Source organism: Vibrio sp. SSH13-20, from assembly GCF_040104475.1.
Taxonomy (GTDB): Bacteria; Pseudomonadota; Gammaproteobacteria; order Enterobacterales; family Vibrionaceae; genus Vibrio; species Vibrio harveyi.
In genome coordinates this window covers 324,465-346,947 of record NZ_JBECOU010000005.1, presented here as the reverse complement: position 1 = coordinate 346,947, position 22,483 = coordinate 324,465, and the positions used below count along the sequence as shown (strand labels likewise).

Annotated in this window: 21 protein-coding genes and 1 tRNA gene; 13 read left to right on the top strand and 9 right to left on the bottom strand. The window is 45.0% G+C overall.

Annotated elements, in window-relative coordinates; all coding sequences use genetic code 11:
• Positions 1-128: 128 nt before the first annotated feature.
• Positions 129-749: a TIGR04211 family SH3 domain-containing protein gene (locus ABMY42_RS16770; RefSeq protein ID WP_349266563.1), complete on the top strand. Its 621-nt coding sequence runs from the start codon at positions 129-131 to the stop codon at positions 747-749.
• Positions 750-856: 107 nt separating this feature from the next.
• On the opposite strand, the gene ABMY42_RS16765 is transcribed toward ABMY42_RS16770, so the two are convergent.
• Positions 857-1,582 carry a general secretion pathway protein GspB gene (locus ABMY42_RS16765; RefSeq protein ID WP_349266562.1) on the bottom strand — a complete coding sequence of 242 codons (726 nt, stop codon included), beginning with the start codon at positions 1,580-1,582 and terminating at the stop codon, positions 857-859.
• On the bottom strand, positions 1,582-3,210 hold the full coding sequence (locus ABMY42_RS16760; protein WP_009697590.1) for an ExeA family protein: 1,629 nt from the start codon (positions 3,208-3,210) through the stop codon (positions 1,582-1,584). The genes ABMY42_RS16765 and ABMY42_RS16760 overlap by 1 nt, the downstream gene beginning before the upstream one ends.
• A gap of 148 nt (positions 3,211-3,358) precedes the next feature.
• On the opposite strand from ABMY42_RS16760, the gene ABMY42_RS16755 reads away from it, so the two are divergent.
• Complete coding sequence (locus tag ABMY42_RS16755; protein WP_009697589.1) at positions 3,359-4,579, top strand: multifunctional CCA addition/repair protein; 1,221 nt, start codon at positions 3,359-3,361, stop codon at positions 4,577-4,579.
• Positions 4,580-4,658: 79 nt separating this feature from the next.
• Here ABMY42_RS16755 and ABMY42_RS16750 read toward each other — a convergent pair whose 3' ends face one another.
• The 3 genes from ABMY42_RS16750 to folB are packed head-to-tail and all read right to left on the bottom strand — an operon-like array spanning position 4,659 to position 6,316.
• A complete protein-coding gene (locus ABMY42_RS16750) occupies positions 4,659-5,462 on the bottom strand; it encodes an undecaprenyl-diphosphate phosphatase (RefSeq protein ID WP_009697588.1) in 804 nt (267 codons plus the stop codon).
• Between the two features lie 15 nt (positions 5,463-5,477).
• Positions 5,478-5,960, bottom strand: a complete 483-nt coding sequence (gene folK / locus ABMY42_RS16745) for a 2-amino-4-hydroxy-6-hydroxymethyldihydropteridine diphosphokinase (RefSeq protein ID WP_005450416.1) — start codon at positions 5,958-5,960, stop codon at positions 5,478-5,480.
• Positions 5,957-6,316, bottom strand: a complete 360-nt coding sequence (gene folB / locus ABMY42_RS16740) for a bifunctional dihydroneopterin aldolase/7,8-dihydroneopterin epimerase (RefSeq protein ID WP_349266561.1) — start codon at positions 6,314-6,316, stop codon at positions 5,957-5,959. Before folB ends, folK begins: the two co-directional genes overlap by 4 nt.
• A gap of 265 nt (positions 6,317-6,581) precedes the next feature.
• Between folB and plsY the strand changes: the two genes are divergently transcribed.
• Entirely contained in the window at positions 6,582-7,193 is a 612-nt protein-coding gene (gene plsY, locus ABMY42_RS16735; protein WP_005450419.1) for a glycerol-3-phosphate 1-O-acyltransferase PlsY, read from the top strand.
• A gap of 39 nt (positions 7,194-7,232) precedes the next feature.
• Here plsY and ABMY42_RS16730 read toward each other — a convergent pair whose 3' ends face one another.
• Both ABMY42_RS16730 and tsaD read right to left on the bottom strand, forming a co-directional pair.
• Complete coding sequence (locus ABMY42_RS16730; protein WP_349266560.1) at positions 7,233-8,051, bottom strand: alpha/beta fold hydrolase; 819 nt, start codon at positions 8,049-8,051, stop codon at positions 7,233-7,235.
• A gap of 187 nt (positions 8,052-8,238) precedes the next feature.
• On the bottom strand, positions 8,239-9,255 hold the full coding sequence (gene tsaD, locus ABMY42_RS16725; protein WP_005450422.1) for a tRNA (adenosine(37)-N6)-threonylcarbamoyltransferase complex transferase subunit TsaD: 1,017 nt from the start codon (positions 9,253-9,255) through the stop codon (positions 8,239-8,241).
• Between the two features lie 230 nt (positions 9,256-9,485).
• Between tsaD and rpsU the strand changes: the two genes are divergently transcribed.
• The 5 genes from rpsU (at position 9,486) to ABMY42_RS16700 (ending at position 14,265) form a co-directional block, all read left to right on the top strand.
• Positions 9,486-9,701: a 30S ribosomal protein S21 gene (rpsU, locus tag ABMY42_RS16720; RefSeq protein ID WP_001145625.1), complete on the top strand. Its 216-nt coding sequence runs from the start codon at positions 9,486-9,488 to the stop codon at positions 9,699-9,701.
• A 28-nt stretch (positions 9,702-9,729) separates the two neighbouring features.
• Positions 9,730-10,173 carry a GatB/YqeY domain-containing protein gene (locus ABMY42_RS16715; protein WP_349266559.1) on the top strand — a complete coding sequence of 148 codons (444 nt, stop codon included), beginning with the start codon at positions 9,730-9,732 and terminating at the stop codon, positions 10,171-10,173.
• Positions 10,174-10,321: 148 nt separating this feature from the next.
• Positions 10,322-12,082, top strand: a complete 1,761-nt coding sequence (gene dnaG, locus ABMY42_RS16710; protein ID WP_017190063.1) for a DNA primase — start codon at positions 10,322-10,324, stop codon at positions 12,080-12,082.
• 99 nt (positions 12,083-12,181) lie between these two features.
• Complete coding sequence (rpoD, locus tag ABMY42_RS16705; RefSeq protein ID WP_005450428.1) at positions 12,182-14,044, top strand: RNA polymerase sigma factor RpoD; 1,863 nt, start codon at positions 12,182-12,184, stop codon at positions 14,042-14,044.
• Between the two features lie 145 nt (positions 14,045-14,189).
• Positions 14,190-14,265 (top strand) — tRNA-Ile (locus ABMY42_RS16700).
• A 112-nt stretch (positions 14,266-14,377) separates the two neighbouring features.
• Here ABMY42_RS16700 and ABMY42_RS16695 read toward each other — a convergent pair.
• Both ABMY42_RS16695 and ABMY42_RS16690 read right to left on the bottom strand, forming a co-directional pair.
• Positions 14,378-14,650, bottom strand: coding sequence for a hypothetical protein (locus ABMY42_RS16695; RefSeq protein WP_009698831.1), 273 nt, complete (start codon positions 14,648-14,650; stop codon positions 14,378-14,380).
• A gap of 229 nt (positions 14,651-14,879) precedes the next feature.
• Entirely contained in the window at positions 14,880-15,599 is a 720-nt protein-coding gene (locus tag ABMY42_RS16690; protein WP_005450432.1) for an SIMPL domain-containing protein, read from the bottom strand.
• A 163-nt stretch (positions 15,600-15,762) separates the two neighbouring features.
• Between ABMY42_RS16690 and ABMY42_RS16685 the strand changes: the two genes are divergently transcribed.
• The 5 genes from ABMY42_RS16685 to ABMY42_RS16665 all read left to right on the top strand — a co-directional run bounded on the left by ABMY42_RS16685 (position 15,763) and on the right by ABMY42_RS16665 (position 22,381).
• Positions 15,763-16,056 (top strand): hypothetical protein, encoded by a 294-nt coding sequence (locus ABMY42_RS16685; RefSeq protein WP_038897778.1) that lies wholly within the window; start codon positions 15,763-15,765, stop codon positions 16,054-16,056.
• Between the two features lie 143 nt (positions 16,057-16,199).
• On the top strand, positions 16,200-17,948 hold the full coding sequence (locus ABMY42_RS16680; protein ID WP_349266558.1) for a GNAT family N-acyltransferase: 1,749 nt from the start codon (positions 16,200-16,202) through the stop codon (positions 17,946-17,948).
• Between the two features lie 600 nt (positions 17,949-18,548).
• The gene (locus ABMY42_RS16675) at positions 18,549-20,501 is read left to right on the top strand and encodes a PTS mannitol transporter subunit IICBA (protein ID WP_009698834.1); all 1,953 of its coding nucleotides are present in this window, start codon (positions 18,549-18,551) and stop codon (positions 20,499-20,501) included.
• Between the two features lie 114 nt (positions 20,502-20,615).
• Positions 20,616-21,764 (top strand): mannitol-1-phosphate 5-dehydrogenase, encoded by a 1,149-nt coding sequence (locus ABMY42_RS16670; protein ID WP_005450436.1) that lies wholly within the window; start codon positions 20,616-20,618, stop codon positions 21,762-21,764.
• 86 nt (positions 21,765-21,850) lie between these two features.
• Positions 21,851-22,381, top strand: a complete 531-nt coding sequence (locus tag ABMY42_RS16665; RefSeq protein ID WP_005450437.1) for an MltR family transcriptional regulator — start codon at positions 21,851-21,853, stop codon at positions 22,379-22,381.
• The last annotated feature ends 102 nt before the right edge of the window (positions 22,382-22,483 follow it).

The following is a 22,483-nucleotide window of genomic DNA, read 5'->3' as shown; positions in this document are numbered from 1 at the left end:
ACAGAAAGGGAGGCTTTGCCTCCCTTCTTTGTTGCACCTAAGTTTGAAACTGCATAATATTCGTCTATTTCCGGCTCCAATAATTCGGTGCCAAAGCTGTATCCAAGAAAATCGTTAAGGGATTTACTGTGAAAAAACTAATCATCACGGTTTTGTTTACTTTGCTAGCAGCGCCAGCGGCACTAGCGGCACTAGCGGCAGACCGTTATATTTCTGATGACCTATTCACTTTCATGCACTCTGGTCCAAACAACACTTACCGTATCATGGGTAGTGTTAACGCAGGCTCTAAAGTACAACTTCTTCAAACAAACAAAGACACGGGTTACACCCAAATCCGTGATGCACGCGGTCGTACTGGCTGGGTTCAAAGCAAGTTTGTAACTAACCAAGAGAGCATGGCAATCCGCCTTCCTCGCGTTGAGAAAGAACTGAAAGAAGTGAAAGAGCAACTGGCAAACGCACGCCAGAACTCAGACACAGAAAAAGCGGGTCTAGTAACCTCACTAGAAACACGCAACCAACAAATTTCTGATCTAGAGAAGAAATACTCTGAAATCAGCGACCAGCTTACTTCTGTTGAAACAGAGAACCGCGAACTTCGCGCCAAACTAGACACACAAAAAGACGACATGTTACTGAAGTACTTTACTTACGGTGGTGGTGTTGCAGGTCTAGGTCTACTGTTTGGTTTGATTCTTCCTCATATCATCCCACGTAGAAAGAAATCACCAGCAGGTTGGGCGTAATCACCTTACTCTGAATCGGTAAAAGAAAAGCCAGTCGAACTCGACTGGCTTTTTTGTTTTGTCTGTTTAGTCCTGAATGACACAGAGAAAGAAACGATAGGATGCCTCTAGCCTTTCCATTCATACAAAGCAGGGATACGGATCTGCTCGCCTTGGAATTCGACAATGACCGCTTGAGGTTGGATCTCTTTTAAGGTCACTTGCCCATCGACAACATCGCCTTGGTGGTACTCAACATTGTTAATTTTCACCCAACGTCGCTTTACATCACTTGAGTACATGTGAGTTTGTAAGTTAAGAGCAGGCAAACGACCATGCCATTGTTGAGCTTCTCGCTCTAAATCGTCAACAGACGAGCTATCGTTTGTCGATGGCTGGTCATCGTTCGCAAGCGCGTTCTCTACTTTCAAAGCAAGGTCAGGCGACAATGAGGACAAATCAAGATCATCTAAAGACAAACCAAGGTCATCACCACTTCGCATTGTAGGGCTTGTTTTTACTGTTTTCTGAGGCTCGTTGAGTAGCTCTTGCTCACCAGGAACGGCTTCATTACTCGCATACTCTTCACCAATAAAGGTACCAATGTCCTGTGAGAGCTCTGCTGTTGGCCATTCACGCTGAAGCTGCGCCAATTGGGGCTCTTCAGGATAACTCAAGCTTTCAAAGTTAGTCGTAGATTTAAGCTCGACCAATGCATTGGTTGCTTGTGCTTGTATCTCTGTTGCCGCTGGAGCTATGCCCTCTTGAGCAAATAAGTCCAAATACCAAGCAGCACCGACTGCCGTAATACTTACCGGCAATAAAAAGAGCCCCACATGCTTCATGACTGACATTATGCGCCCTCCTCTTTAATCTGTTTCAAGGCAGGAGCATCAGTTTGCACGCTCTGCTGTAAGCGCTCTAAAGTTCTTTGACCGGCAATACCATCAACGCCAATGCCCTGCCAACGCTGGAACAATTCCACTCGCTCTTTTAATGCAGCATCAAAGATGTCCGTGCCTAATGGCTGTTCATTCACCGCTTGAGCGAGAAGGGTATCCAATACTTCAATTGCTGGACCTTCCATATCTAAACGTAGGGTCTCTCTCAGAGGAGCTTGCCACAATTCAATGATATTGCCCTGCCACAATGGTTTAAGCCATGAAACAGGCAATCGCAAACGTTGGCTACCATTAAGGACTTCCACCTTGTCATTTCCAATCGCGTACAACAGGACGTAACCCACTTGCCCTTGGTAATTCAGCTCTAAGATGACAGGGCGATTTTGTTGCACTAACAACGGCCACGTTGCCATTTTACGCTCACAACGCATGGTTGATTGCGGTTCGGACAAACACAAGTTGTCACGAACAGAGGCACGATAGCCCCACAACTTGTACAGTTCATTAACTGCCAAGTTCGATTGCGTCTGCTCTAAGAGCATATTGCGTTGTTCACTGGTGAGTTGCTCGTTCATCTCTGCGATTACAGGTTGCGATGTCGTCTGAGCAACTTGAATGGGGTTAGATTGGATACTGGTACTAACTTGAGATGGCATTTTCTGCATCACTGCCCAACCAATACCTACCGCGGCAAACACGCCAATCGCAGCAGAGCCCCAAGTAGGCCATTCAAAGCTACGACGGACAGGCTGGTCTTGCTGGTAAATTTCGGCTTGGAACTGCATCACCTCTTCACAAGCCTGATGTACTGTTTGCTTATCAACCACAACATTACCTTTGTGGTAACTCAGGTTTAACGACTTATCACAAATCAGGTTAATCAAGCGTGGGATGCCGTGACTGTACTTAGCAATCAATTTGGTCGAGCTACGGTCAAACAACTGTTTATCACCACCAGCAGTATGCAGGCGGAAAGTAATATAGTCCGCAGTCTCTTTCTCATCGAGTGGTAGCAGGTGATATCGACCAGTAATCCGTTGAGCAAGTTGACGCAATTGAGTGGTTTGCAGCAAGCGTTGCAGCTCTGGCTGACCAACTAACAGCACTTTGAGGAGCTTTCTGGTGTCCGTTTCTAAGTTGGTTAATAAGCGAAGCTGTTCAAGCACATCAGCGGCTAAGTGCTGAGCCTCATCAATCACCAATAAGGTCGTCCAGCCCATTTTATGATTGCGCAATAAGTAATCATGAATCGCTTGGTTAAGCTGCTTGAGGCTCGCTTCTTCGGGGTAGGTGACTTTGAACTCGTCACAAATAGCTTCAAGTAAATCGCGGCTTGAGAAGGTCGGATTAAGGATCAAGCCCGCTTTCGTATTCTCATCCAAGTTTGCCAGCATGGCTTTAGCAACCGTGGTTTTACCTGTCCCTACTTCACCGGTTAGCATGGCAAAACCACCACCATCGCCTAACCCCGCCTGCAGATGCGTAATCGCCTCTTTATGACGTTGACTCAGATACAGATAACGCGAGTTTGGAACTATGGAAAATGGCAGTTCAACAAACCCGAAAAAGTCCTTATACATTAGGATCTCCAGCTAAAACCCACCCTCAATCAAATCGGGTATTTCCTTATTAGACTTAAACAAAGCGCTAAGTTCTTTTAGAAGTAAAGAAAAGTACCATTGCTTGCTACAATGTCCAACGTCAGATCGATAAATTAAGAGGTAATCCGTGCAAGTTTATTTAGTTGGTGGAGCAGTTCGAGATCATTTGCTTGGAATAGACAGCTACGACAAAGACTGGGTTGTAGTTGGAGCAACGCCGGAAATCATGCTTAGCCAAGGCTATACTGCGGTTGGAAAAGATTTTCCTGTGTTCTTACACCCTAAGAGCAAAGAAGAACATGCCCTTGCACGAACCGAAAGAAAATCTGGCGCAGGCTACACTGGCTTTGATTGCTTTTTCGATCAAAGTGTCACATTAGAAGACGATCTGATCCGTCGTGACCTCACTATCAATGCGATGGCAATGGATAATGACGGCAAGTTGTACGACCCCCATGGTGGCCAGCAAGACCTGCAAGCTAAAGTGCTGCGCCATGTTTCGAATGCCTTTATCGAAGATCCACTGCGTGTTTTGCGTGTCGCACGCTTTGCTGCAAAGTTAGCCCACTTAGGCTTTAGTGTCGCAGAAGAAACCATGCTGCTGATGCGCAATATGGCAGAATCAGGAGAACTGAGTACGCTGACACCAGAACGCGTTTGGCAAGAATGGCACAAATCATTGTCCACTGCTCGACCTGACGTATTCTTATCAGTGCTTAGAGATTGCGGTGCATTAGCGGTTGTCTTGCCTGAAATTGATGCATTGTTTGGGGTCCCTCAACCAGAGAAGTGGCACCCGGAGATTGATACTGGTATCCACACCTTAATGGTGGCTGAGCAAGCAGCAAAACTCAGTGATTCACTGCCAGTTCGATTTGCTGCACAAGTGCATGATTTAGGTAAAGGCATAACGCCTGAAAAGGAATGGCCGAGCCATAAGATGCATTGCCATACCGGTTTGAAGCTAATCAAAAAGCTGTGCGATCGTGTACGTGTACCTAATGAGTTCCGCGACTTAGCATTAATGGTGTGCGAGCAGCACTCCAATATTCATCGAGCGGCTGAGCTTAAACCTCAAACCGTCATCAAAATTCTCAATAAGTTTGATGTTTGGCGTAAATCCGAACGCTTGCAAGATATCTTAATTTGCTGCCAAGCCGATCACGCAGGTCGTAAAGGATTAGAACTGCAACCCTACCCGCAAGCAGAATTGTTTATGCAAGCCTACAAAGCGGCGGCATCAGTCGATGTGCAAGCCATTATTAAAGACGGTTTTCAAGGACCTGCTATTCGTGATGAACAAGAGAAGCGCCGTGTAGAAGCGGTTAGAATTGCATTAGGCAAATAAGCTCGGCAAAGCAGGTAGACAGACAAAAACGCCCGCAATTAAAAAGCGGGCGTTTTTATTTCAGTTTTAGCTGCTCAACTTAAGCCGTTAGCAAGAAGGCGAATAAACCGAAACCTAGAATCAGACGGTAAATCACAAATGGCGTCATACCCATACGTGAAATCATCTTCAAGAAGAAGTGGATACAAATGTACGCACTGATAAAGGAAGTCACAATACCGGTTAGCAGGAAGCCAACGTGGACAGGCTCGCCACTTGTTACCAGTTTCAAGCCTAGGTAACCACCAGCCAAGGTGATGATTGGAATCGACATCAGAAACGAGAAACGCGCCGCAGCTTCACGAGTAAAGCCAAGGTACAAAGCCGCAGTAATCGTGGCACCAGAACGAGAAGTGCCAGGGATCATAGCAAGCGCCTGAGCGATACCAATAAATAGCGCTTTCTTCCAACCCGTTTGGTATTCATCGGCAACCAGTTTTGCATTCTTGTCTACCCACCAAAGTAGCAGACCAAAAATGATGGTCGTCGTTGCAATTACATAGGCACTGCGCAAATAGATCTCAATGATATCTTTCATCAACAAACCAAATACACATGCAGGAATCGTAGCCAGCACGATCATCCATGCTAATTTGGCTTCTTTACTGCGATCACCCTTAAAGATAGAAGCAAATAGCGCTTGGAATAGCGTGATGACTTCTTGTCGGAAGTAAATCACAACGGCCATTAACGTACCAACGTGAACAGCAACATCAAATGCCAGACCTTGGTCTTCCCAACCAAGAATGGCAGAAGGCAGGATCAAATGGGCAGAGCTGGAAATTGGCAAAAACTCTGTCAGACCCTGAATCAGAGCCAAAATAAAGGCTTCAAAGTAACTCATGTAAACAACTCAAAATTAAAGTGAAAAAGAAACTGGTTTGAGTGAATCGACTGGCTGCATCGCCTGCCAAATATCTGCGATTGTTCTTCCATCGCCGGGGATCACCAATTGAGGTTCGAGATCATACAGGGGCTTTGTTACAAAAGGATATTTGTAGATATCACTGCGAGGTAGCTCAGGTTTTTGTGGCGAAATGCATTCACCGAACAAGACTATATCGAGATCTAAGGTTCGATCCTGATACTTTTGCGCGTTTTCTTCGCGCCCCCACTGAAATTCAATCTCGCGTAAGTGGTGACTCAACTCTTCGAGTGATAGCTTCGTGGAGAAACTAATCACGAAGTTGTAGAAGTTTTGACTACTAAAGCCGATTGGCTCGCATTCATATATCGGAGAAACACACAGATCGCAGCCTAGCTTTTGCAACTCTTGATAAGCTACTCGCGCGTGCTGCTCTCTTTCTATATTGGTGCCTACTCCGATATACGTTTTGATCATGCCTGACCTCGCTCAATCACAACGCCAACTGCGCGTGCTTGAGGCACCGCACCAGGCTTCGCCAAACGAATTTTCACCCAAGGTACAGAGAAACGTTGCATGATAAGTTCTGCAACTTCTTCTGCGACACGCTCAACCAACAAGAAACGACCATTTTCGATGTGATTCAACACCGCTTCACTCACTTGTGAGTAATCCAACGCATCTTGAACATCATCACTCTTACCCGCAGGTTTGTTGTCGTGTGCCATTTCGATATCCAGAACCAGCTTTTGCTTGATTTTCTGTTCCCAATCGTAAACGCCGATGGTGGTGATTACTTCTAACTGTTCAATAAAAACTTTATCCAGAGCCATCTTATGTCCTTCTTTTACAGAGGTCGGATACCCGATTTGGGCAAATTGATCGTACTATTCTATACCCAAGCAACCTACTATGACCTTTCACTCTGTAAATTGGCTGAAAAAGTCGCTTGGGTATAAACTGCGAAGACTCTTTATATACAAGAAATCCCATAATGCAAGCTCTATCGCAGAGAGTATTTTTGCTCAAAGCCGAATCGCGGTATGATAGCAATTACTCAGGAACTGAGCATTAAATTCCAATCCATCAAGGACTTCTATGGACGCACTGGCACTAATAATGACAATGGCAGCCTATTTGCTGGGTTCTATCTCCAGCGCGGTGCTAATTTGTCGTTTATTAAGACTGCCGGATCCGCGTAAAGTGGGCTCTAACAATCCTGGAGCCACCAATGTCCTGCGTATCGGAGGCAAAGGTGCAGCGGCGGCAGTGTTGCTGTTCGACATGCTCAAAGGAACAATTCCGGTTTGGAGCGGCTACTTTCTTGGTATCGACCCAATCATCCTTGGCGTTATTGCCATTGCAGCGTGCCTTGGTCACATGTACCCAATATTTTTCCACTTTAAGGGGGGGAAAGGTGTCGCAACAGCACTTGGTGCAATAGCCCCTATTGGATTGGATCTGACTGGGCTGGTCATGCTGACTTGGTTATCGGTCGCTTTGTTGTTTCGCTACTCTTCTCTAGCTGCGCTTGTTACGGTACTCGTTACGCCCTTCTATGCTTGGATGTTCAAACCGCAGTACACCTTACCTGTCGCGATGCTTTGTTGTTTGATCGTGTTTAAACATCATCAAAATATTCGCCGCTTATTGTCAGGGGAAGAACCCAAGATTGGTGAAAAGAAACTGGTAGAAAAAAACTCGGCGTAATGCCGAGTTTTTTGTTTATTCAATCGTTACTTGAAAAAATTACGACGCATGCACTTTATTCAAGAAATCCAACAACATCTGGTTGACGATTTCTGGCTGTTCCAATGAGCTGATATGACCCGCTTCAGGGATCTCAACCAACTCACTGCCAGTGATGCAATCGTTCATTAAGTAAGATTCAAATACTGGACGAGGCTTATCCTCGCGACCAACCGCAATCAAGGTTGGCAATGCAAACATCTCTGCATCTTCGATAACGTCACGACGCCCAAACACCATACGTCCAATACGAGCTACTTCGACCGCGCGCTCACCTTGCAATGCTTCAAGACTTTGCTTGAATGATGCCACAAGTTCAGGATTGGCTTGCTCTGCGTTGTTGGCAAAGAACAGCGGTGTGACAGCCTCAACGATCGGTGCTGGTACGGCTTGAACTTGGCTTATCGCATCCAACATCGCAAAGTATTTCTTATGTGTAACTTCAGGTTCCAAACCGATGAATGTATCCATAAGAACCAGAGATTTAACACGTTGAGGAGCTTGTGACGTCAGCTCTGCTCCCCACATCCCACCAACCGATAAACCAACAATAGAGAATTGTTCGATCTCCAAATGATCCATGAGTGCCAGCATATGTTGAGCGTAATCTACTAAAGATCGTGTCGAAGCAGGCGCGGCGTTCGACTCACCATGCGCCCATAGATCAGGCACGATACAACGATATGATTGGCTCAACACTTCAATCTGTGGAGCCCACATTTGGTTATCCCACAAGTAGCTGTGACCAAACAGCAATACAGGACCTTCGCCCTTATCTAGGTAAGCAAGCTGCTGACCTTCAATTTCAAACTTATTCATTGTTATATCCATTTATTATTCTTCGGCACAATCCTATCACTGAAACGAAACAAAACTGCTCGCATCAGTTAGGCTCTTACAATCAATTACACAAGGTCTTTCAATTAGCTAGCTAAAAATAAAGGCCTCTGATGAGCAGAGACCTTTATCGTGTTGAATATATTTCAAACCTTCAGTAGAAGTTTGATTACGCGATTGGCGTAAGCTGGTCGATAGGCCAACGCGGACGCGCTTCTACCGACATATCTGCCACTTCACCGTTTTTCAGGCGTTGCATACCTGCGTATGCGATCATCGCGCCATTGTCCGTACAGAACTCAGTGCGTGGGTAGTAAACTTCACCACCAACTTTCTTCGCCAGTTTTTCAAGTTCAGCACGCAGACGACGGTTAGCACTTACACCACCAGCAATAACAATGCGCTTCATACCCGTTTGCTCAAGTGCGCGCTTACATTTAATTGCCAGCGTAGCACATACCGCTTCTTCGAATGCGTAAGCGATATCAGCGCGAGTTTGTTCATCATCACCGTTTGCAGCAATCGTGTTTGCCGTGAAAGTTTTTAGACCTGAGAAACTCATGTCCAAACCTGGCACATTCGTCATTGGACGTGGGAATTTAAAGCGACCCGGAGTACCTTTTTCAGCCAACTTAGATAACAGTGGACCACCAGGGTAATCCAAGCCCATTAGCTTCGCAGTCTTATCGAATGCTTCACCCGCCGCATCATCAATAGATTCGCCTAGGATTTTGTACTCGCCGATGCCTTTAACTTCAACCATCATTGAGTGACCACCCGATACCAATACCGCCACAAATGGGAACGGTGGTGGGTTATCTTCTAGCATAGGCGCCAGTAGGTGACCTTCCATATGGTGAACAGGCACCGCAGGCACACCCCAAGCATAAGCAATACTGCGACCGATAGTGGCTCCGACAAGCAATGCACCTACCAAACCCGGACCTGCCGTGTATGCAACACCGTCGATGTCTTTGGAAGTCAGATTCGCTTCTTTCAGAGCCTCTTTAATAAGAGGAATGGTTTTCTTAACATGGTCACGTGAAGCCAACTCAGGCACCACGCCGCCGTAATCTGCGTGAAGTTTTACTTGGCTGTAAAGCTTGTGTGATAAAAGACCTTTCTCATCGTCATAAATCGCGATGCCAGTCTCGTCACAAGAGGTTTCAATACCAATAATGCGCATGGTTTTCTCAGTGTGCTTTCTATATAGAGGAAATTTGGGCGTCATATTACCCTGCCTTGGTGCTTCAAACAAATTTTGTACAGACAATAGGCGATAAAACGCTTTACAAAGCTGTGTTGATCGGATTAAAATTCCGCACCATTTTTGATCAAGCTGGTAACTGACCAAACAATTGTGATTTGGTTCATTAAATTCCAGCGTTAACGAATAACCCCTGAGGTGAAAGGCATATGCCAGTAGTTAAAGTACGTGAAAACGAACCGTTCGACGTTGCTCTACGTCGTTTCAAGCGCTCTTGCGAAAAAGCAGGTATCCTTTCTGAAGTGCGTCGTCGTGAGCACTACGAAAAACCAACTACAGTTCGCAAACGCGCTAAAGCAGCAGCTCAAAAGCGTCACGCTAAGAAGCTAGCTCGCGAAAACGCTCGTCGCGTTCGCCTGTACTAATAACTGAGCTCCGGAAAGGAATTTAGTTATGGCTCTGATTGATAAACTCAAAGAAGAGCAAAAATTAGCGATGAAAGCCAAGGACAAATTGCGCCTTGGTACTATTCGTTTAGCTCTATCTGCAATTAAGCAACGTGAAGTTGACGAACAGATTACTCTGGGCGACGACGACATTCTTGCTGTGTTGATCAAGATGGTTAAACAACGTCGCGACTCTGTAACGCAATTTGAAGCAGCAGGTCGTCAAGATCTTGCTAATGCGGAACAAGCTGAAATTACCGTTCTTGAGGACTTTATGCCTCAACCACTGACAGACGAAGAAGTTGCAGCTCTTATTGAGAGCGCAGTTGCTGAATCTGGCGCAGCTGGCATGCAAGACATGGGCAAAGTAATGGGCGTTCTGAAACCGCAAATTCAAGGGCGTGCAGATATGGGTAAAGTAAGCGGTTTAGTTCGCGCTAAATTGGCTTAATACCCCACCCAATTGCAGCAAGCCGTGCTATCCTTTGGAACGCACGGCTTGTTTGTATCTGGCAGAATGGAATAACAAAAAGCCGCACACATGCTTTTCTCTGTAACCCATTCACACCAATCATGGTTTTCTTTTTTTGTTAGGTTTTATGGCTGGACACATCCCTCGCAGTTTTATTGATGACCTCCTAGCTCGACTCGATATTGTCGATATCATCGACGCGCGCGTGAAACTTAAGAAAAAAGGCAAAAACTACGGCGCTTGCTGCCCTTTCCATAACGAAAAGACACCGTCATTCAGCGTTAGCCAAGAAAAGCAGTTTTATCACTGTTTTGGTTGTGGCGTGCATGGCAATGCCATCGACTTCATTATGGAGTTCGAACGCCTAGACTTTGTCGAAGCCATTGAAGAACTGGCATCTTATCTTGGATTAGATGTACCACGCGAACAACGCAGTGGTGGTGGCGGTCAATTTAACTCAGGACCACAAGCCAGCAGCAGCGAAAAACGTAGTCTCTACGATATCATGGGCAGCATTGCTCAGTTCTATCGTAACCAACTCAAGCAGCCAACAAGTAAAGTGGCGATTGAGTACCTAAAAGACCGCGGTTTGTCGGGTGAAATCGTACAGAAGTTTGGCATCGGCTATGTGGCGGATGAATGGGACTTAGTCCGTAAAAACTTTGGTCAGAACAAAGACAATCAAGACATGCTTGTGACTGGCGGCATGTTAATCGAGAACGACAAAGGTAACCGCTATGACCGCTTCCGTGGTCGTATCATGTTCCCCATTCGTGATCGCCGTGGTCGAGTGATTGGATTTGGCGGTCGCGTACTTGGCGACGGCACACCAAAATATCTGAACTCACCAGAAACGCCTATCTTCCATAAAGGTAAAGAGCTTTATGGTCTTTACGAAGTGCTACAAGCATATCGTGAACCACCACGAATTTTGGTGGTTGAAGGTTATATGGATGTTGTCGCGTTGGCGCAATATGGCGTAGATTACTCCGTCGCCTCTTTGGGCACGTCAACCACTGGCGACCATATTCAAATGCTGTTTAGGCAAACGAATACCGTCGTATGTTGTTACGATGGTGACCGAGCAGGTAAAGAAGCCGCATGGCGCGCGCTAGAAAATGCACTTCAGTACCTTAAAACGGGTAATACATTGAAGTTCCTGTTCTTACCTGACGGTGAAGACCCTGACAGCTACGTTCGAAAATATGGCAAGCAAGCCTTCGAACAGCAAATAGAACAAGCCACACCGCTTTCGAGCTATCTCTTTGATAACCTGATTGAATTACACCAAATCAACTTGGGTAATAATGAAGGTAAATCAGCACTACGAGCCTATGCGAGTGCATTGATTGACAAGATTCCTGATCCCTATTTTCAGGAGTTACTCGAAAAGCTGCTTGATGAACGCACGGGTTTTGATAACCGCTTACGTCAACCACGTAAAAAGACGGGTGAAAGTCGACCTCAGCCGCACAAAGAGATCAAACGAACTCCGATGCGCGAGGTAATCGCTCTACTTATTCAGAATCCGAGCTATGCTCAAATGGTACCAGATCTTTCCTCAGTGAGAGATTTATCCATACCAGGCCTAAGTTTATTTGTTGATGTACTTGATAAATGTCAGGCGCATCCCCATATCAACACTGGCCAATTATTAGAGCATTGGCGAAACAGCCAAAATGAGACCCTTCTGTCTCGTCTCGCGAGCTGGGATATTCCCCTCGATGAAGACAACCAAGAAGAAATATTTTTAGACTCACTGGATAAAATTATTGCCCAGTGCGTAGAAAAACAAATTGAAAACCTGCAGGCCAAAGCAAGAAGTGTCGGTTTATCAGCCGAAGAGAAAAGGGAGCTGCTAGCTTTGATGCTAGATTTAAAAGCGTAACCCTGTTTAATTAGTCAGCAACAATTTAATTTGTTATAGTAAGTGGTTTGCATTTCGCATACTGATTCCTTCACCAGATTACGAAGTTGGATACCGTCTATGGATCAAAATCCGCAGTCACAGCTAAAGTTACTTGTTATTAAAGGCAAGGAACAAGGCTATCTGACCTACGCCGAAGTAAATGACCACCTACCTGCTGAAATCGTAGATTCAGAACAGGTAGAAGACATCATTCAGATGATCAACGACATGGGTATCAAGGTAGTAGAAACTGCTCCTGATGCTGATGATCTTGCACTGAACGATGACACAAACATCACCGATGAAGATGCAGCTGAAGCTGCAGCAGCAGCACTTTCTAGCGTAGAAAGTGAAATTGGTCGTACAACAGACCCAGTGCGCATGTACATGCGTGAAATGGGTACTGTAGAGCTGCTGACTCGCGAAGGCGAAATCGACATCGCAAAACGTATTGAAGAAGGTATTAACCAAGTTCAATCGTCTGTTGCTGAATACCCTGGCACTATCCCATACATTCTTGAGCAGTTTGACAAAGTTCAAGCAGAAGAACTTCGTCTAACTGACCTAATCTCTGGATTTGTTGACCCTGATGCAGACGACACAGCTGCACCAACAGCGACGCACATCGGTTCTGAACTAACTGAATCTCAGCTAGAAGAAGAAGACGAAGAAGACGTTGATGAAGACGAAGAAAGTGATGACGATTCAGATGACTCTGAAGAAGATGTAGGTATCGACCCAGAGCTTGCGCTTGAGAAATTCAACCAGCTACGCAGCACATACCAAAACCTTCAGCTTGCAATCAACGAGCACGGTTACGAAAGCCCGAAAGCTACAGTAGCTAACGAGTTGATGCTAGACGTATTCAAAGAATTCCGTCTAACACCAAAACAGTTCGACCACTTAGTGAATGAACTGCGCACAGCAATGGATCGCGTTCGTACTCAAGAACGTCTGATCATGAAGTCTGCAGTTGAATACGGCAAAATGCCGAAGAAGTCGTTCATCGCGCTGTTCACAGGTAACGAATCAAGCGAAGCATGGTTAGATGAAATCCTATCATCTGACAAGCCATACGCTGAGAAGATCAAACGTAACGAAGAAGAAATCCGTCGTTCAATCGCTAAACTAAAAATGATTGAAGAAGAGACTTCTCTGAACGTTCAAAACATTAAAGACATCAGCCGTCGTATGTCTATCGGTGAAGCGAAAGCTCGCCGTGCGAAGAAAGAGATGGTTGAGGCGAACTTACGTCTAGTAATTTCTATCGCTAAAAAGTACACCAACCGTGGTCTACAGTTCTTGGACCTAATCCAAGAAGGTAACATCGGTCTGATGAAAGCGGTAGATAAGTTCGAATACCGTCGTGGTTACAAGTTCTCGACTTACGCAACGTGGTGGATCCGTCAGGCAATCACTCGTTCAATCGCGGACCAAGCACGTACGATTCGTATTCCGGTACACATGATCGAAACGATCAACAAACTAAACCGTATCTCTCGTCAAATGCTACAAGAGATGGGTCGTGAGCCGTTACCGGAAGAACTGGCAGAACGTATGCAAATGCCAGAAGACAAGATTCGTAAAGTACTGAAGATCGCTAAAGAGCCAATCTCTATGGAGACACCAATCGGTGACGACGAAGATTCGCATCTAGGTGATTTCATCGAAGATACTACGCTAGAGCTACCACTAGATTCTGCTACGGCAACGAGCCTGAAAATGGCAACGAAAGACGTACTTGCAGGTCTAACACCACGTGAAGCAAAAGTACTTCGTATGCGCTTTGGTATCGACATGAACACTGACCATACTCTAGAAGAAGTAGGTAAACAGTTCGACGTTACTCGTGAACGTATCCGTCAGATCGAAGCGAAAGCACTACGTAAACTACGTCACCCAAGCCGCTCAGAAACACTGCGCAGCTTCCTAGACGAGTAATCGAAGCGATTAAAATCAAAAAAGGTGACCAATGGGTCGCCTTTTTTATTATCTGTGAAGCTAAGTGAATAAAAACTAAGCGCAATTGCCCCACCTAGTGGCTAGACACCTCGCAACGCTTCCCCTATAATCGTTGACCTATTAAGGCCCCTTAGCTCAGTGGTTAGAGCAGTCGACTCATAATCGATTGGTCCCCAGTTCAAGTCTGGGAGGGGCCACCATACTCAGAAGGCTCGTGGAGAAATCTACGGGCCTTTGTTGTATCTGGAAGATAGAGATTCCATCCAATATCCTCATCGCAAGCCAAGCACTTACGTTTAGGTTTATTTCCAGCTAAGGGCGCTCTAACTCAAGCTTGCTGACCTGATACTCTTCTGTTGCTGAAACTAAGCCGGGACGGTTAATCACTTTCCATAAGAAATAAGGCGGGATCAGGAATGCGATAAAGTAGAACGATTCATGGAAAAAAATATGGGCAATATTCTCTTGATGTTCGCACAGCGCTACAAGAGCACAGAAGTCCAGTAAGATACTCAATACTCCGAATACCACAGAGACAACAATGGTTAAGCCTAACAACTCTCTGAGGTAATGTTTAAAGGCCATTCTAGTAATTCCTTCTAGCTAATAAGTGCGGTCAAAATTACGCCTCTAACTCCTTCTGTGAATTGACTTTTATCAACTTCATTGCCAAACAAATAAGAACTTAGTTTTATAAAAGATCACTTGCATAAACGAGAAAACCTACAGCACTTATAATGCAATCGATTGAACATAAAAAAGCCAGTCAAATGACTGGCTTGTGAGATTAGGTTGAAACTTGAGATAATCTTACTTAGTCCGATAGGTAATACTGAACAGTTGAAACAACGCGTACCTTCTTGATGTAAGGCGTATTGCTATCTCGGTCATAAATTGAGAACTGACCTTGTGTCGCTCGCTTAATTTTACCGAGTGAGCTCTGTGAGTCTTTAGCAAATTTTTCTGCTACTTCTCGTGCATTCTTCGTCGCTTCCTCAATCATATCGGGCTTAATCTCGTTAAGCTTAGTAAAGCTATACTCCACACGATTCGAATAAGGATCTTGGTTTAATAAAACGCCCTGTTTGCCTAGTTCGCCAATTTCATTGATTGCCGCTCTCACCAAATCAATGTTCTGGCTGTAAACCGTCACAGTTCGGTTTGCGAGGTAGCGATATTCGATATCTTGCTCACTACCATATTGCTGAGCTTTACGGTCAATGACAGCTGGTGATGACAGAGAGAAGTTTGATTCATTCAGTCCTTTTGCCACAAGAAAATCGATGACCAGCTTAGTCTGCTGATCAATGTCATCAAACATTGCGGTCATATCATTACTCGCCACAGTAAATTGAATAGGCCAAATTACTGTATCCGCTGGGTACTCTCGCTCAGACAAGCCTTTCACCGTAACCACACGTTCATACGCTTTGTATTTCACCGCTGTCTGCTGGATAAAGAAACCCAACACTCCCAAACCAATAATTAGACACAGCCCTAACCATATTGACGCTTTGTTGGAAACGTTCTCCATTCATCCTCCTGATTTCGTTAAACCAATCAATTTGTTATGCAGATAAGATAGCCTACGAATGGCAACAAAATAGCGACCAAAAGCTAAATTTCTGTCATATCACTCGAAATGATGAAGACAATAACATAAAATCGAACAGTGTTTTATTATTGAGTTTATCATCATGTTGAAAACAAAGTTAATGCTTATTATTAGTGGTGTCTTCATCTCAACTTCTTGTTTTAGTGCCAACAATATGACCTCTGAAGACCCAACGATTGATAAGCAAATCACCGAAGAAAATACGCATGAAGAGCGAACATTGGATTGCGAAGAAGAGCCTTGTGGAACCAAGGGGTTTGATGGTCGTCTACTATTGGAAAATGAACCAACCAAACAGGTATTAAGCTCTATAGAGTCAATCAGTAAAACGCTTAACGCCATGAGCGTCCTGATGTTTGCCGGTGATAAATCATAAACAAACTCTCCTCATAAATCTGGGTGAATAGCCTTTGTTCAATAAAGCTTCACGGCTTTGTCATCAAAGGCTCATGCTTTTGCCTCTGAACTGTCATCTGTAATTTCTACCATCCAATCAGCAACTTGTACGCTGAGGTAAATATGGATAGTTCGACCCCCTTTCGTCTCCCTCGTAAAACGCCATTTGGCATTGGTGAAAATGTTACTGAATGGGCAACGGGTTTAAACCAACTTGATAAGTTCTACGCCCAACGACCTATCAATGCCGACACCAAAACCTTTCTCCGCTTTACCCTGGATATCTTGGGCATCAATTATCGTATCACTCATGGTTCACTCGACTCTGTTCCTAAACAAGGTGCAACCGTCATAGTGGCGAACCACCCTCTAGGGTGTGTGGAAGGCGTGATCTTGGCGGAGCTGCTGTTGATGGTCAGGGGTGATATTCAAATTTTAGCCAATCAATACCTTAAGACCGTTCCTGAGCTGGATCAGCTCTTCATTGGCGTCGATGTATTTGAAGGCAAAGACGCTGTCAAATCCAACATGAAAGCGCTTAGAGCAGCCAACAAGCATCTGGCTAATGGTGGCTTATTACTCGTCTTTCCTGCCGGTGAAGTATCGCAATTAGTCGATGCGAAACCACAACGTATAGAAGACAAAGAGTGGAGCCGCAGTGTCAGTAGCCTTATCCGCAAAAACAAAGCGACCACGGTACCAGTCTTTATCAGTGGTCAAAATTCCAAACGCTTTTACATGGCGGGGAAAATCCACCCACTTTTGCGCACCCTAATGCTTGGTCGAGAGCTATTGAACAAACACGCACAAACCATCAAGCTTTCGTTTGGGCAAGCCATAAAATTTAAAGAGCTCAACACACTTAACGATGATCAGGTCGTTAACTATTTGCGCCTCAATACTTATTTACTTAATCGTGACACCCAACCAATCAAGCCCTCGTCCTCTTCGGAAATGCTCTCTCCAATTGCGGCAGGGTTACCCATAGGCGAATTGCTTGAAGAACTGAACAACCTACCAGAAGAAGCAAAGCTACTCGAAAGTGGAGAGTTCGATGTCTATTGTGCTGAGGCGAAGAGCATTCCTTCTCTACTGCATGAAATTGGTCGTCTACGTGAATCCAATTTTCGTCAAGTTGGTGAAGGCACTGGATTAGCGATAGATATTGATCACTTCGATCATGACTATCTGCACCTATTTGTGTGGGACAGAGAAAACCAATGCTTGGTCGGCGCTTATCGCTTAGGTTTGGTTGATCAACTGATTGAGAAGCGTGGTGTAGAAGGTCTGTATTCACGTACGCTGTTTAACTATGACCAATGCTTTTTAGATCAGATGGGAAAATCGATCGAGATGGGGCGTTCGGTGATCGCTCAGCAATATCAAAAGAGCATGAGTGCATTATTGCTACTGTGGAAAGGCATTGCGACCTTCGTACATCAAAACCCAGATTACACACACCTATTTGGTCCAGTCAGTATCAGCAATAACTACAGCGACACAGCACGCCAGTTGTTGGCTCAATCAATGACACTGCACCACTATGACAAAGACTGTGCGGAATACGTCACGCCATCTAACCCTCTGCCAGAGAACCATCGTGGTTGGAATACCAGCATGCTTACGGCATTAGGCGATTTACAACTGCTGTCTCGAGTGATTGCCAGAATTGACGAAGGGAAAGGCGTGCCAGTGTTGCTACGTCAGTATTTAAGTCTCAACGGCAAGCTGGTTTGCTTCAATGTAGATCCAGCATTCAACAACGCTTTGGATGGATTGATCATGGTTGACTTGCGTAATGTCCAAGAAAAAACATTAGCACGGTACATGGGGGGCGAGCAGGCTCACCGTTACTTAGGTCAACACCGCTGAGTATTGAAATATCAATGAAAAGTGCGTTGTCATGGATAGAATGAAGCCCTAGAGCAATGCACTTCTAATCTTTCTATCACTAATGACATATCACTGCGTGAAGTGGCTCGAAAAGACATTCATCAACGCAATTTATCAAAACCTTAGCGATGACATTGGTCACGCTAATTACGTCAAAAACTTTCACAAATTACCAAACCAGATATAGATCACACTTACAAGACCAAGCAATACAACACAAAGTGTGACATTGATCGCTTGCGGTATTTAATTCGGATTTCAAAAGAAATCAAAAGTGATCTAAATCACAAAGTATTTTGGATTTTAATTTGTCAGAAGATCGAATTGATCACTAGTATTTTTATTGACAGATTTAAAAGTGGCTTTTTGTTATTTATTTACAGGTCAATAAGTCGATCCAAGTCACTTAAAAACCGTTTCTCAGCCTAGGAAATGCGGGCGTAGATCACGAAAAACCCGTTGTCAGTTCCAATTGGAAAATGTGTGGTAAATTGATTGGGTACTAAGCAATCAAACAAGCGGTTTTGGCGAACCGTTTACTACAACAATATTCATCAGAACATCGAACGGGGAATTGTTATGATATCACCAGATGCCAAGATCAAGATACAAAATTTTGGTCGTTTTCTGTCAAACATGGTAATGCCAAACATCGGCGCGTTTATCGCGTGGGGCTTTATCACTGCTCTATTCATCCCAACTGGATGGCTACCTAACGAAACGTTAGCCTCTATGGTTGGTCCTATGATTACCTACTTGCTACCACTGCTTATCGGTTATACCGGTGGTAAATTAGTCGGTGGCGATCGCGGTGCGGTAGTCGGCGCAATCACAACAATGGGTGTGATTGTCGGTACAGACATCCCAATGTTTATGGGTGCAATGATGGTCGGTCCGATGGGTGGCTGGGCGATCAAAAAATTCGATAACTACATCGACGGTAAAGTAAAAAGTGGCTTTGAGATGTTGGTTAACAACTTCTCAGCAGGCATCATCGGCATGCTATGTGCGATTCTTGCTTTTATCTTTATCGGTCCATTCGTAAAAATTCTATCTGGTGGCTTAGCAGCTGGCGTTAACTTCCTAGTATCTGCTCACCTGTTACCACTGACTTCAATCTTCGTTGAACCTGCGAAGATCCTGTTCCTAAACAACGCGATCAACCACGGTATCTTCTCTCCACTAGGTATCCAACAAGCGTCTGAGACAGGTCAATCTATCTTCTTCCTAATCGAAGCGAACCCAGGTCCTGGTCTAGGTATCTTGCTGGCTTACATGGTGTTTGGTAAAGGAACGGCTCGTCAAACTGCCGGTGGTGCATCAATCATCCACTTCTTCGGCGGTATCCACGAAATTTACTTCCCATACATTTTAATGAACCCTCGCCTAATCCTAGCAGCTATTGCAGGTGGTATGACTGGCGTATTCGTTCTAACAATGTTTAACGCAGGTATCGTTTCTCCAGCATCACCAGGTTCAATCTTCGCTATCTTGTTGATGACTCAGAAAGGTTCAATCGTAGGTGTACTCGCATCTATCGCAGCAGCAACAGGTGTGTCATTCGCAGTAGCGGCACTACTAATGAAGACGCAAACATCAACAGAAGAAGACGGTGATGAAGCTGCACTAGAGAAAGCAACATCACAAATGAAAGACATGAAATCTGCATCTAAAAACGATGCGGTGGTAAACAGCCAAAGCAAAGGTGACGTAGACCTAGCGACAGTACAAAGCATCATTGTCGCTTGCGATGCGGGCATGGGTTCAAGCGCAATGGGTGCAAGCATGCTGCGCAAAAAGGTTCAAGACGCCGGTCTGAACATCCATGTAACCAACCTTGCTATTAACAGCTTACCAGAGAGTGCAGATATCGTGATTACTCATAAAGACTTAACGGATCGTGCACGTAAGCATGCTCCGAACGCACACCACATTTCATTGACGAACTTCCTAGACAGCGAAATGTACAACCAGCTAGTCACCAAACTACTAGCAGCACAAAACCAATCCGCAGCCAATGACGACCAAATGGTAAAAGTGTCGGTAATGGCGGCGAACGACGACAGCTTTGAGCCACAGCAACCATCTGTATTCCAAATTCAACGTGAGAACATTCACCTAGGTTTGAAAGCAGCCAACAAAGAAGAAGCCATTCGCTTTGCAGGCAACAAATTGGTTGAACTTGGCTACGCAGAACCAGAATACGTAGACGCGATGTTTGAACGTGAAGCGTTGGTTCCAACTTACCTAGGCGAATCTATCGCAGTACCTCACGGTACCGTAGAAGCGAAAGACCGCGTGAAGAAAACAGGCATTGTAATCTGCCAATACCCTGCGGGTATCCAATTTACTGAAGACGACGATGATGTAGCAAAACTGGTTATCGGCATTGCCGCTAAGAACGATGAGCACATCCAGGTGATTACCACCATTACAAACGCGCTCGATGAGCCGGAGGCAATTGAGAAGCTAACTAGCACCAACGATGTAGAAGAGATTCTGAATATCCTTGGTGGTCAGCAAGCGGCTTAATCACTCCTTTTAATTTGCTCCTGAGCAAACCGAGGTCAGCTGTCACCCCCTATGCGGTTGGCCTCACCCTAGATTCGTTTTAGTCAACATTTCAGACATTGGTAGGTAAGAATTATGAAAAACGCAGTTCATTTTGGCGCAGGTAACATTGGTCGTGGCTTCATCGGAAAACTATTGGCAGATGCAGAAGTCGAGGTCACATTTGCAGACGTTGATGCTCCACTGGTTGATCAACTTAGCCACAAACAAGAATACAAAGTAAAAGTGGTCGGTACGGAATGCCAGATTGACACCGTAACCCACGTCACCGCTGTTAACTCCGCCAGCGAAGATGTCATCGATCGCATTGTAAAAACTGACTTGGTAACCACTGCCGTAGGTCCCAACGTACTGGACATCATTGCAAAAACCATCGCGACCGGCATTGCAAAGCGCTTTGCGGCAGGCAACGAAAAACCGTTGAACATCATCGCGTGCGAAAACATGGTTCGTGGCACGACTCACCTAAAAGGTGAAGTGTACAAACATTTGGATGAATCATTACACGCGAAAGCAGACGAGCTAGTTGGCTTCGTCGACTCCGCAGTGGACCGCATCGTACCACCAGCAGAAGCCGCGAACGATGACCCACTAGAAGTCACGGTAGAGAGTTTTAGTGAATGGATTGTGGATGAACAGCAATTCAAAGGTGAAATCCCTGATATCGCAGGCATGGAAAGAACCAACAATCTAATGGCGTTTGTCGAGCGTAAGCTGTTCACCCTAAATACGGGTCACTGCATTACCGCTTACTTAGGTTGCTTGAAAGGACATCGCACTATTCGCGAAGCAATTGAAGACCCAAGCATTCACGCAGAAGTAAAACAAGCAATGCAAGAAAGCGGAGAAGTACTGATCAAACGCTACGGTTTTGACCGCGACATGCACAACGCTTACATCGAAAAGATCCTAGGTCGCTTTGCCAACCCTTATTTAGTTGATGAAGTTGATCGTGTTGGTCGCCAACCAATTCGTAAATTGGGGGCGAACGATAGATTAGTGAAGCCTTTACTCGGTACAATTGAGTATGGCACTGAAAATAAAACTCTTTTGAAAGGCATTGCTGCTGCGTTGAAGTACACTAACGACACCGACCCACAAGCAGTAGAACTGCAAACTTCATTAAAAGAAGTGGGTGTGAAGAAGACGCTAGCGACATACACAGGTCTTGCAGAAGACAGTGCTGAAGTGGCTCAAATCGAGACACTTTACAATCAACTTTGATTTACCTAGGGGAGCTTGGCTCCCCTTCTATATCCTTATCCACTTAAAGAGATGGGGATACTAATAATTAGAAATGTATTCAGTATATGGCAGATAACATCAACGAAACCGAGATCATTGAGCGATTAAACAGCGCACCTTCGGTACGAGGCTTTTTTATTGCAACCGTCGACGTATTTAACGATTCGATCGATGGGCTAGTGCAAAGAATTTTTCGTAAAGATAACTTCGCTGTCCAATCTGTGGTCGGTCCGCTGCTACAAGACTCAGGACCGCTGGGCGATCTATCTGTTCGTTTGAAGTTATTGTTTGGCTTAGGTGTGCTTCCCGATGACATTTATCACGACATCGAAGACATCATCAAACTCAAAAACCAACTCAATAGTGACGCTTCTGATTACGAGTTCACAGACCCCAATATTCTAGAGCCAATCAAAAAACTGCACTTGGTGAAGAAGATGGGTATGGTACAACTCGAAGTCAGCGAACCAGATGACGATATCGACCTTGAGTTTTATCAGCTTCAACTGCAACGTCAACAACAAATCATTAAGTCAGGGCTCTCGCTTGCTATTGTCGAAATCTGCAATGAACTCGGCAAAGAGAGCCCATTCTAACGCTATTTATACCCAAGTTACCTTCAAAAGGATTCGAGGTTGCTTGGGTATAACAACATAATCAATGTCAGCCGCTCTACACCCTACGTAGGAGCTCTACCA